Genomic DNA, 12459 nt, shown 5'->3' on the forward strand with positions numbered 1-12459 from the left:
ATGGCCAAAGACTCTTTTGATTTTAATAGATTGTCAGGTAATGGAAATGGAAGCAAACTTATTGCTGGAACATCTGAATTAGTATCTAGGAAGAAAAAGGAATTAGAAGAAATAGCCAATGAAACTCTGTCGAAAGTCATAGAAATTATAACTGGTAGTCCTGAAAACCATAATGATTTACAGAAGAAATTTGTCCTTGATGAAACCAATAGAATAATTAATGAAATTTTATTTGAAAGTAAAAGGAATTTATCCTTTGGAGATAAGCAAAAAATTGCCAACTATGTAATGGACGAAGTATTTGGATATGGGCCTATTACTTCCCTTATTGGAGACCCTACTATAACAGAAATTATGGTCAATGGTCCAGAGGATATCTATATTGAACGGAAAGGAAGAATTATTAAAGTAGAAAATTCTTTTAGAGATGATAACCATATAATGCATACAATTGATAAAATTATATCCCCTTTAGGAAGAAGAGTTGATGAAAGTTCTCCCATGGTAGACGGTAGACTTCCTGATGGATCAAGGGTCAATGTTATTATTCCTCCCCTCTCTGTAAAGGGACCAACTATTACTATACGTAAATTTGCTGTAGAACCATATACCTTAGAGGATTTAATTACTTTTGGAACCCTTAATCAGGATTTGGCAAGAATTTTAAAGGCAAGCGTAAGAGGAAGAATCAACATTATCGTATCAGGAGGTACAGGTAGTGGCAAAACCACATTATTAAATGTAATTTCTGGATTCATTCCTAATGCAGAGAGAATCGTTACCATAGAAGACGCTGCTGAACTGCAACTTCAACAAGAGCATGTAGTTTCATTAGAAAGTAGGCCTCCTAATATTGAAGGTAAGGGTCAAATTACCATTAGGGATTTGGTTATTAACTCATTGCGTATGAGACCAGATAGGATTATAGTGGGTGAAGTAAGGGGAGGAGAAGCCTTAGACATGCTTCAAGCTATGAATACAGGCCACGATGGTTCCATAACCACTATCCATGCTAATAGCGCAAGGGATACCTTAGCTCGCCTTGAGACTATGGTTATGATGTCTGGAATGGAACTTCCATCTAGGGCTATTAGGGAACAAATTTCATCTGCAATTAATTTAATCGTATATTGCTCTAGATTTAATGATGGTTCTAGAAAAATAGTTAAAGTTACAGAAATAGTAGGAATGGAAGGGGATACTGTTACATTACAGGATTTATATGTATTTAGGCATGAAGGTTTTGATGAAGGTGGCACTGTATTAGGTAAACATGTGCCAACAGGTATAGTACCAAAATTCTTAGAAAAGATAAAAGCGTATGGTGAGAGCATTTCAGCCTCTGTATTCTCTGCTGATAGGAGGTTTTAATATGCTTTTTGTGAGTCTTTTACTAGTATTTTTATCCGTAGTTTTTATAGTATTAGGTTTATATAATATGATATTTGCAAAACGAAGGAGTATAATAAATAGATTAGAGGTTTACACTACAGAAAATTATAGCTATAATGCAGATTTTAATATAAGTCTAAGACAATTCATATTGAATATTATTGGATTAGTAGTTAGAAAAATGTCCAGAAGAAATTATATGGATATAAAGCAAAAAAAACTTAATCAAGCCTATGTTTTTATGAAAGCTGAGGAGTTTTTAGGTATTTCTATACTATTTGGTATTCTTGGTTTTCTTTTAATTTATTTTGTAACTAAACTTTGGTATTTGGGATTAATTGGTATGCTAATTGGGTTTAAAATTCCAGACATTTATGTGGGAAATCTTAAAAAACAAAGGATGAAAAAATTAAACTCCCAGCTTCCAGAGGCCTTATCCATTTTATCTAATGGTCTTAGAGCAGGTTTTAGTTTTGTTCAATCAATGTCAGTTGCAACTAATGAATTGGAGACACCTATTAAAGATGAATTCTTAAGAATAGTTAGGGATAATACCATAGGAAAACCGTTAGAAGAAGCTTTATTGGATTTTTCAGAGAGAGTTGATGATGAAGATGTGGATATGTTAGTAACAGCCTTGATTATACAGAGGAAGGTTGGAGGAAATTTGGCTGAAATCCTTGATACCATAGCTGATACTATTAGAGATAGAATGAGAATTCGTGGTGAAATTAAGACATTGACTGCTCAAAGTAAATTATCAGCTATAATAATATCCATATTACCCTTTGTAGTGGCTATAATGATATTTATAATGAATCCTAGCTATATAAAAGAGCTCTTTCAAAGTAATGTTGGAATTTTTATGGCAATAGGTGGATTGATTATGCAGGTTCTAGGCATATTCATTATGATGAAGTTAGCTGATGTGGAAATTTAGAGAGGTGAAGCTATGAAATACTTAATCTATTTTCTAGTTATAATAACCGTTGCCTTTATATTTACGATTATATATTATATTTTATTCAGTAGGAGAAAAGAAGTAAAAAAAAGACTAGATGATGTGAAAGATTTATTTAAAGACCACCAAGAAGAAACGATTTTATCCCAACCATTTAATGATAGAATTATTAAACCCCTTTATCAAAAAGTCGTTGGACTTATTGGTAAAGTTACCCCCTATCAGGTAAACCATAGTTTACAAAAAATTATTGCTTATGCTGGCGAACCTAATAATATTACGGTGAATAGGTTTATTGCTATTCAGATTATGTTAGCTATAATAATCCCCGCAACAACCTATATTTTGTATAATACTTTTGGTAATAATAAAAATAAAATATTATTAATATTATTAAGTATAGTTGGTTTTATTATCCCAATATATATCCTAAGAATAAAAGCTAAGGATAGACAGATGAAAATTCAAAAATCCTTACCAGATATGTTGGATTTGTTGTTTGTTAGTGTAGAAGCTGGTTTAGGATTTGATATGGCATTGAAGAGAACTACAGAAAAAATGCCAGGACCTTTATCTGAAGAATTTAATAGGGCTTTGGATGAGATAAATAAGGGAAGAAAAAGAGAAAATGCATTGAGAGCTGTAGCTCACCGAACAGGAGTAAATGATTTGTCTACTTTTATTTCTGCAGTCATCCAATCGGAACAATTAGGAAGCAATATAGCCAATATGTTAAGAATTCAATCTTCTTCAATGAGGCAGAAAAGGCGACAAAGAGCAGAAGAGCTAGCAATGAAAGTACCAATAAAGATGTTATTTCCACTTGTTTTTTTTATGTTACCAGCATTGTTTATTGTAATATTAGGTCCAGCAGTTATTAGAATAGTAAGCATTTTCGGGGAAATATTCTAAATTTGGGGTGATATGATGAAAAGACACAATAGACTTATAATTATATTTATTCTAGTCCTTCTTTTGATTTTCCAAAATATATTTATTAATGCTGAGAATGGTGAGGATTTACTGGCCATTTCATTAATTATAGATACTTCTGGTAGTATGAAAGAGACAGACCCCCAAAGACTCCGTGAAAAAGCAGCTAATGTATTTATTGATTTATTAGCTCAGGATGACTTTCTGGGCATTATTACTTTTGATAACTATGTTAATTTAGTAATTCCAATGGAACAACTAAAGGATAACAGTGTTAGGCAATCCTTCAAAGAAAGGTTAGCCCCTCATTTAGAAGCAGGAGGAGATACTAATTATACAGCTGCTTTTATTAAAGCTAATGAGGAACTTTCAAAATTAGAAGCTCTAAGTTCACGAAAGGTAATTGTATTATTGACTGATGGAAAACCAACTATTAATAATTCAGAATCTATGTGGAAAGTAGTTACAGATTTAAGTTTAAATGACTATCCTGTTTATTCCATTGGATTTAGCGATGATGTAGATGTAGATATATTAAATAGAATTGCTGAAGAAACTAAAGGTAATGTTAGAATATTTAAAGATGATATAGATTTAGACAAAAATTTAATTCAATTGCTAAAATCAAGAGAGATAATTGCAGAACAATTACTAACCCCTAAAGAAGATCTATTAAGCAATATGCTTTCTTTATCTACTGGTTTTTGGATGAAGAGGGAAGGATATAGAAATGGAGAGGAAGCTATAGTATCAGCAACCTTAAATTTAGGTACTAATAGGCTTCAAAGGGGAATAGATTTAAAAATTGATAAATTCAATCTTAATATTTATTATGATGACGGGACGGATTTAATCATTCCTCTATTAGATGATGGAGAAGTAAGCCATGGGGATATTATGGTAGATGATGGAATATGGTCTAATAAAATAGTTTTTGATAAAAATGGTAAAGGGAAGGCTAGTATAATAGTTTCTGGTATATATAAAAATGAACCATTTATGATTACAAAATCAATTGGAGAATATGTAGTAGCGAAACCTGGAAATGTTTTCATAACCTCCTATGAAAAAAACTTATTGGCCCGGAAGGGTAAAACATTATCCATTCCTCTTTCCTTTAATAATGTATCACCCTTTAAGGAAGTTGTATTTATTGATATTGATGAAAAAATAGGCAGTTCTAGTATTAAGCAGATTGGATTAGAACCAAATTCAAAAGTAGATTTAGATTTATTAATAGATTTAAATTCCAATTTAGATAATGGAAACTATGATTTAACAATTGGCTTTAAGCCATTAAACGAATTTACTACTATTGGTTATACTAAATTGAATTATAAAATTGAGGTAATATCTTATTTTGAAAATTTATCAAGAAATATAAAAACTAGATATGAACCGGTTATAGCTTTTGCAGGAATTGTTATTGGCATTTTATTATTTATATATATTATTGGTATATTATTATATATATTAATTGTTAGACCCCAGGTGAATATTAAGGGAGTATTAACCTATTGGGACGGAAATAACTTTGAAGATTGTAAGAGTATAGATTTAACCAATAAAAAGAAAAAGGAGATAATAATTACTTTTAATCCTGAAAAAGATGGAGATTTTTATATACCAGGTAGCAAATTTAATTATGATATAGTAATTACAAAGGAATTTATTGAGAAAAGAAGGAATTTTATATTAGGCTGGAAAACACTTTTTACTCGTAACGCAGATATTATTCAGATCCTTAGATGTACTAAGCCTGGAATTATTATATATGAAAGTGATATATATACTTCTATTACATTAAACCATGACAAGGAATTTTCATCTGGTGGATTTGATTTTCATTTTACCAAATACCAACCAAAATGGATTAAAGAGGCCGTAGAAGGAAGAAACATATTGGAGGATAGACATGATACAATATAAGATTTTGAATTTATCCAAAGGTACTGTTTTTCTAGAGGATGTAATTATAGCAAAAAGCTTTTTTGCTAGACTTAAGGGTCTTTTAGGGAAAGATAATCTAGAAGAAGATGAGGGAATAATAATTAAACCTTGTAATTCTGTCCACACCATAGGTATGAAATTAACCATAGATGTAGCCTTTGTAGATAAGAATAATAAGGTAATTCATATAATATCTGAAATGCCACCAGGGAAACTTAGTCCTATTATAAGGGGAGGAGTTTATGCAATAGAAGCTAGGGCAGGAACCATTGAAAGAAAACAATTGAATATAGGAGACAAATTGGAGATTATAGAATCTGGATTGAAATAGCCTTAATTAGAATATATTCTATTTAAGGCTATAATTATCTCCAATATATTATTATCTGGAAGATTAATTGACATTTACCAATAAAAAGGATAAAATGATTTAACAAAACTAGATGTAAATTTATGTAACGAAAAGTTTTTTCTATTGGACAAGTTAATATTAATTATTATAGAAAAAATATAGGGGGTAGATTGAAGTGAAAAACAGAAAGCTTGTAATGATACCAGGACCTACACCCGTTGTAAGGTCGATACAAGACCAAATGGGTAGAGAAACCGTTGCTTTTGGGGACCCTGATTTTATCAAGGATTTTAAAGAAGTAATAGAAGATTTGAAAACAATATTTAAAACAAAAGGAGAGGCTTTTGTTGTAGCAGGAACTGGTACTCTAGCTATGGAAATGGGAATAGCTAATGTAACTAAAGAAGGAGACAATGTATTAGTAGTGTCTCATGGATATTTTGGAGATCGTTATGTAGAACTATGCGAAAGAAAAGGTTTAAAGGTTGATGTTATTTCATCTGAATGGGGAACTATTGTACCTGTAGAAGATATTGAAAAGAAACTAAAAGAAAAGAATTACAAAGCTATAACTGTTACCCATGTAGATACTTCAACAGGAGTATGTGCACCAGTAGCTGAAATAGGACAATTGGTGAAAAAATATGAAGACACTATATTAGTAGTTGATGGAGTATGTGCTACTGCAGCAGAACCTGAGTATTTAGATGAAATGGGTATAGATGTACTTATAACCGGGTCTCAAAAAGCATTTGGGGTAGCCCCAGGCCTTGCAATTGTACTAGCTGGACCTAAAGCATTAGAAAGAAGAAAATCCTTAGGAACCATTAGAGATTACTATATAGATTTTGAAAAATGGATGCCAATAATGAAAGATCCAGGAAAATATTTTGGAACTCCACCAGTAAATATGATATGGGCTCTGCAAGAATCTTTAAGAATTATTAAAGAAGAAGGCATTGAAAATAGATATGAAAGGCATATTAAAGTAGCAAAAGCTATGCAAGAAGCATTAGAGGATTTAGGGTTTAAAATATTAGCAGAAAAGGAATATAGAGCGGTTACCCTTTCAAATGTTTTATATATGGATGGAATAGATGATGGAGAGTTTAGAAAGAAACTTGCAGAAGAAGGTGCAGTAGTAGCAGGTGGATTAGGAGATTATGCAGGAAAGATGTTCAGGTTAGGGCATATGGGTAATATAGATACCCATGATTTAGTATCAACTATTTCCGCAATTGAAAGAACCCTATATAGATTAGGGAAAAAGGATGTTTTAGGAAAAGGCTTAGGAACTTTGACAAAAGAATTCATGAGATAATAGCTTGATATAGCAAGATAGTTTCCAATGGGAGACTATCTTATTTTTTTTACCACTATATGTTATAATAATTAAAAGCATATCAAGGGGTGAACCTATGGGAAAAGCTGATGATTTAGAATCCAAGGCGATGGAGATAAAAGACTGGGTAATAGATATAAGAAGAGATTTTCATCAATATCCAGAACTAGGATTAGAAGAGTATAGGACAAAAGATAAGATTGTTAGATATTTAGATGAGATGGGTATTGAAAATATGATAGTAGCCAATACTGGTGTAGTAGGTATAATAAGGGGAAAGAGTCAAGGTAAAACAGTAGCTCTTAGGGCTGATATGGATGCTTTACCTATGGAAGACAAAAAGGATGTTTCTTATAAATCTAAAATTAAAGGGAAAATGCATTCCTGTGGTCATGATGCTCATATGGCTATTTTACTAGGTGCTGCTAGGATATTAAATAATATGAAGGACAATATAAAGGGGAATGTTAAGCTCCTATTTCAACCAGCAGAAGAAACTGTTGGTGGAGCTTTACCTATGATAGAGGAAGGGGTATTAGAAAATCCTTATATAGATGGAGTTTTTGGTCTCCATGTAGATAATAGTCTTTCCACTGGCCAGATTGGTATTAAATATGGACAGATGAAGGCAGCTTCCGATATGATTAAAATATTGATTCACGGGAAAAATAGTCATGGGGCTTATCCCCAAGATGGAGTAGATGCTATCACCATTGGAGGACAAATTTTAGTAGCTTTACAAACAGTGATAAGTAGAAATGTGGACCCTAGATCTTCAGCAGTACTAACTATTGGGACTATAAAGGGTGGATGTGGTGGTAATATAATTGCAGATAAGGTGGAAATGGAAGGAATAGTTAGAACCTTAAACAAGGAGTCAAGGGAATTGGTATTAAATAGAATAAAAAGCATAGTAGAAATAATTCCTCAATCCTTAGAAGGAAAAGGTGAATTTATTAGGACAGAGGGTTATATTGCCCTAATTAATGATAATCATATGGTGGACATTGTCAGAGAAAATGGATTAGAGTTATTAGGGAAAGATAATGTATACGAAATGCCTTATCCCAGCTTTGGTGTAGAAGATTTTTCCTACTTTGCTGCATCAAGACCTTCTGCCTTTTTCCATTTAGGTTCTGGTAATAGAGAAAAAGGAATAATTCATAGTGGCCATACCCCTTATTTTGATATAGATGAGGACTGTTTAGTCAAGGGTGTTTTACTACAGATAAAGAATACTTTAAAATTTTTAAATAGCTAGAATAGAAATAGGGAGGTTTAAAATGGATTTTTTGGACAAATATAATTATTGGTTAAATAATGAGTATTTTGATGAAGAAACTAAAAATGAATTGAAATCTATTAAAGATGATGAAGTTGAAATAGAGGATAGATTTCATACAGATTTAACCTTTGGAACTGCTGGGCTAAGGGGTAAAATTGGTGCAGGAACCAATAGGATGAATAGCTATACCGTATCCTTAGCTACTCAAGGATTGGCAGATACTATTGTAAGCAAAGGAAAAGAGGCTATGAAAAAAGGTGTGGCTATCGCTTATGATGTAAGACATTTTTCTAAAGAATTTTCAGAAATAGCAGCTAGAGTTTTAGCAGCTAATGGAATAAAAGTGTATTTATTTGATGATATAAGACCTACACCTCTTTTATCCTATACTATAAGAAGGTTGAAGACCATTTCTGGAATAGTTATAACAGCTAGTCATAACCCAAAGGATTATAATGGATATAAGGTATATTGGGAGGAAGGTTCTCAGATACTTGATGATATAGCCCATGATATTCTTAGTAATATAAATAATATTGGAGATTTTTCAAATATTAAAATTATAGATTTGGAAGAAGGCCTGAACAAAGGACTTATACAGTATATTGGAAATGAAATTGATGACGAATATGTAGAAAAGGTAAAGGCATTAGGAATAAACGATGATATAGATAAAGAAGTAAAGGTTATATATACTCCTTTAAATGGTACTGGTAATAAATTGGTGAGAAGAGTACTTAAAGAAAGAGGGTTTACTAAAGTATATGTGGTGCCTGAACAAGAAGAACCAGATCCAGATTTTAAAACAGTAGGATATCCCAATCCAGAAGATGTTAGAGCCTTTGAATATGCTAAAAGATATGGTAAAGAAAAAGAGGCGGATATTTTAATAGCCACGGACCCAGACTGTGATAGAGTAGCTTCTATGGTTAGGGATTCTAAGGGGGAATATGTATTTCTTAACGGAAATCAAACTGGTGCATTACTAGTAGACTATATATTATCATCAAGGGATAAAAAAGGTACTATTCCTAAAAATGGAGCTATAGTGAAAAGCATAGTAACTGGGGATTTAAGTAGAGCAATTGCTGATGATTATAATGTAGCTACATTAGAAACTCTTACTGGATTTAAACATATATGTGGAAAAGCCAATGAATTCGATAAGACTGGGGAACATACTTTTATATTTGGATATGAGGAAAGTATTGGTTATGTATATAATACTATTGTTAGGGATAAAGATGGAGTAATTTCCTCTATGTTGATTACAGAAATGGCTGCTTTTTATAAGAAAAAGGGGAAAACCTTATTAGATAGATTAGAAGAATTATATGAAAAACATGGATATTATCTTGAAAAGCTAATCTCTATAGTATTAGAAGGCGTTGAAGGTAAGGAAAGAATTAATAGAATAATGGATTCCTTCAGAGAAACTCCTATTACTACTATTGAAGATATGGAATTGGTAAAAACCATTGATTATTTATATGATGATACAGGAAATCCTAAATCCAATGTGTTAAAATATTTTTTCCATGATGGTTCTTGGTATGCAGTAAGACCATCAGGAACGGAGCCAAAGATTAAAATATATATCTATTCAAAAGGAGATAATAGCACCTTATCTAAAGACAAGATTAAGTATATTGAAAAAGCTACAATGGATAGGATTGAATCAATAAAATAATGAAAAACAACCTTCCCAGACTTAAAATGGGGAGGTTTTTTATGTATAAAATTATTATAAGTTCCACAAGATATCCATATATGATTATTAGACATAAAAGGAGTGATTACTATCAAAGGAGTAATTATGTCAGGAGGAATTGGTACCCGGCTTAGACCTTTAACCTGTGATTTGCCTAAGCCAATGGTACCAATTTTTAACAAACCAGTAATGGAATATGGGATAGAACTATTGAAAAAGCACGGAGTAAAGGATATAGCTGTTACATTACACTACTTACCTAATATGATTATGGATTATTTTGGCTCGGGTTCAAAATTTGATGTAAATATTAAATATTATTTAGAGGAAAAACCCTTAGGTACAGGGGGCAGTGTAAAAAATGCTGAAGATTTTCTGGATACTACAATAATTGTAATTAGCGGAGATGCTTTTACTGATATAGATTTAAGAAAAGCTTATGATTTTCATACTAGGAAGGGCTCTAAGGCAACTTTGGTATTAAAAAGAGAATCAATTCCTTTAGAATTTGGATTGGTTATTACAGATGAAGATGGAAGGATAATACGCTTTTTAGAAAAACCAAGCTGGGGAGAAGTATTTAGCGACACTATAAATACAGGCATATATATATTAGAACCAGAAGTTTTTCAATACTATAGACAAGGCGAGAATTTTGATTTTAGCAAAGATTTATTTCCTAGATTGCTGGAAGATGGAGTGTCTATCTATGGGTATATAGGAGAAGAATATTGGTGTGATATTGGAGATTTAAATACCTACATAGAAACCCATGAGGATATACTGAGACAAGGTAATAAACATTATCTTTTAGGAGATAGCCAAGGAGAAGGAATATGGATAGGAAAAGGAGCTATAATTGAAAAGGGCGCTAAAATATACCCTCCTGTTTATATAGGTAAAGATTCTATAATTAGAGCTGGAGCAAGCCTAAAACCTTATTCAGTAGTGGGAAGTAATTGTGTTATAGGTGAAGGCACATCTCTTAAAAGAAGTATAATTTGGGATAATGTAAATATTTCAAACAACTGCGAAATTAGAAAGGCTGTTATCTGCAATAATGTAAAAATAGATGAAGGAAGTAGGATATTTGAAGGAGCAGTAATTGGTGCCCATTCAAAAATTTTCAAAAACACCACTATCAAGCCAGGAGTAAAGATATGGCCTTATAAAACAATAGACGAAGATATGATATTACATGAAAATATTATTTGGGAAGAAAAAGCTTCTAAAAAACTTTTTGGATTTAGGAATATATCTGGAATTTTTAATACAACAATAACTCCAGAAATGGCAATTCGATTGGGAACAGCTTTAGCCACAGTAATTAAAAAGGAAGGGACATATGTCGTAAACAGTGATGAACATAATTTGTCTAAATCCATAAAATCATCTATTATCTCAGGAATTTTATCTACGGGTTCTTTGGTTATAGACATTAATGATAGTACTATGCCTATGTGCAGATTTGGGGTAAGACACTTCAAAGCAGATGGTGGAATCCAAATAAAAACAGATGATTTTAACAAGGACCTGGTATATATAGAAATAATAAATGATAAAGGAGGAAATATTGATAAAGGCCTAGAGAGGAAAATTGAAAACTCAATGATTATTGAGGATTATACAAGATGTTCTGGTAATGAAATAAAAGATATAGTAAATATATATAATTTTTCATCTATCTACCTAAATGAAGGAGTCAAAAGGCTTAAAAACATCCATAAGATTAAGAATAAAAAGCCTAAATTAATTATAGCTGCTCCATCAAAAAACATAGTATCTTTAGCAGAAAAATATTTGACGGAAATAGGTTGCCTAGTTAGTATAGCAGAATATGAAAAAGGATTGACAATAGAAGATATTAAAAACTTAGTACTAGAAGTAGATGGAGATTTAGGTGTTTTATACAGTGGAGATGGTGAAAAAGTAGCATTAACCGATGGATTCAATATTATCCAAGATGAAAAATATTATCTTCTATCCTTATTGATAGGTTTCAAAACAGGTGAGATTAAGGAGGCAGTGATACCCTATAACTTTCCAAGGATTATAGAAAAAATAGCTAAGAAATATAACAGTAGCACAACCTATACTAAATCCAATATTTCAGATTTAATTCAAGCCATAGTGAATAAAAATTTGGATTTCCAATTTGTGCTAAATTTTGATGGTATTTGGGCTACTGGGAAAATCATTGATTATCTAGTAGACAATAATATTGTATTAAATAAATTATTGGAAGAACTACCTGAGTATTTCTATTTCAAAAAAGAAATACCCTGCCAATGGAACCATAAAGGTAATATTATTAGAAGGTTAACAGAAGATAGAAAAGAAGGCATAGAACTTAAAGAAGGGATTAGATTTATAGATGATAAAGGTTGGGCATTAATAATTCCTGATGAAGAAATGCCCAGGTTTAATCTATATATAGAAGGTTACAATGAAGAGTATGCAGAAGAATTATGGTTTAAGTACGATAAAAAAATTAGAAATATGTTGAACAATTAATTTGAGAATCTAATAGGTG

At 31.6% G+C, this 12459-nt stretch carries 9 protein-coding genes; all 9 read left to right on the forward strand.

The features are described from left to right. The 9 genes from C3E90_RS12510 to C3E90_RS12550 all read left to right on the forward strand — a co-directional run bounded on the left by C3E90_RS12510 (position 1) and on the right by C3E90_RS12550 (position 12440). Positions 1-1371 carry a CpaF family protein gene (locus C3E90_RS12510; RefSeq protein WP_236916007.1) on the forward strand — a complete coding sequence of 457 codons (1371 nt, stop codon included), beginning with the start codon at positions 1-3 and terminating at the stop codon, positions 1369-1371. A 1-nt stretch (position 1372) separates the two neighbouring features. Continuing rightward, complete coding sequence (locus C3E90_RS12515; protein WP_236916008.1) at positions 1373-2332, forward strand: type II secretion system F family protein; 960 nt, start codon at positions 1373-1375, stop codon at positions 2330-2332. A 12-nt stretch (positions 2333-2344) separates the two neighbouring features. Then, positions 2345-3265: a type II secretion system F family protein gene (locus tag C3E90_RS12520; RefSeq protein WP_236916009.1), complete on the forward strand. Its 921-nt coding sequence runs from the start codon at positions 2345-2347 to the stop codon at positions 3263-3265. Positions 3266-3280: 15 nt separating this feature from the next. Then, positions 3281-5215, forward strand: coding sequence for a vWA domain-containing protein (locus tag C3E90_RS12525; protein WP_236916010.1), 1935 nt, complete (start codon positions 3281-3283; stop codon positions 5213-5215). After that, positions 5202-5567, forward strand: coding sequence for a DUF192 domain-containing protein (locus tag C3E90_RS12530; RefSeq protein ID WP_236916011.1), 366 nt, complete (start codon positions 5202-5204; stop codon positions 5565-5567). Before C3E90_RS12525 ends, C3E90_RS12530 begins: the two co-directional genes overlap by 14 nt. Before the next feature lie 196 nt (positions 5568-5763). Then, positions 5764-6909, forward strand: coding sequence for a pyridoxal-phosphate-dependent aminotransferase family protein (locus C3E90_RS12535; protein ID WP_236916012.1), 1146 nt, complete (start codon positions 5764-5766; stop codon positions 6907-6909). Between the two features lie 97 nt (positions 6910-7006). Beyond that, positions 7007-8191, forward strand: coding sequence for a M20 metallopeptidase family protein (locus C3E90_RS12540; RefSeq protein ID WP_236916013.1), 1185 nt, complete (start codon positions 7007-7009; stop codon positions 8189-8191). A gap of 22 nt (positions 8192-8213) precedes the next feature. Beyond that, on the forward strand, positions 8214-9905 hold the full coding sequence (locus tag C3E90_RS12545) for a phospho-sugar mutase (protein WP_236916014.1): 1692 nt from the start codon (positions 8214-8216) through the stop codon (positions 9903-9905). A 126-nt stretch (positions 9906-10031) separates the two neighbouring features. Then, positions 10032-12440 (forward strand): sugar phosphate nucleotidyltransferase, encoded by a 2409-nt coding sequence (locus C3E90_RS12550; RefSeq protein ID WP_236916015.1) that lies wholly within the window; start codon positions 10032-10034, stop codon positions 12438-12440. Positions 12441-12459 lie beyond the last annotated feature (19 nt).

Origin of the sequence: Clostridium sp. Cult2, assembly GCF_021655075.1 — a bacterium.
Taxonomy (GTDB): Bacteria; Bacillota; Clostridia; order Tissierellales; family Tepidimicrobiaceae; genus Schnuerera.

Bases quoted from the DNA above. Each gene is read 5' to 3' on its own strand.
- C3E90_RS12520 (WP_236916009.1), top strand. From the start codon at position 2,345: ATGAAATACTTAATCTATTTTCTAGTTATAATAACCGTTGCCTTTATA.
- C3E90_RS12525 (WP_236916010.1), top strand. From the start codon at position 3,281: ATGAAAAGACACAATAGACTTATAATTATATTTATTCTAGTCCTTCTT.
- C3E90_RS12545 (WP_236916014.1), top strand. From the start codon at position 8,214: ATGGATTTTTTGGACAAATATAATTATTGGTTAAATAATGAGTATTTT.
- C3E90_RS12510 (WP_236916007.1), top strand. From the start codon at position 1: ATGGCCAAAGACTCTTTTGATTTTAATAGATTGTCAGGTAATGGAAAT.
- C3E90_RS12515 (WP_236916008.1), top strand. From the start codon at position 1,373: ATGCTTTTTGTGAGTCTTTTACTAGTATTTTTATCCGTAGTTTTTATA.
- C3E90_RS12530 (WP_236916011.1), top strand. From the start codon at position 5,202: ATGATACAATATAAGATTTTGAATTTATCCAAAGGTACTGTTTTTCTA.
- C3E90_RS12540 (WP_236916013.1), top strand. From the start codon at position 7,007: ATGGGAAAAGCTGATGATTTAGAATCCAAGGCGATGGAGATAAAAGAC.
- C3E90_RS12550 (WP_236916015.1), top strand. From the start codon at position 10,032: ATGTCAGGAGGAATTGGTACCCGGCTTAGACCTTTAACCTGTGATTTG.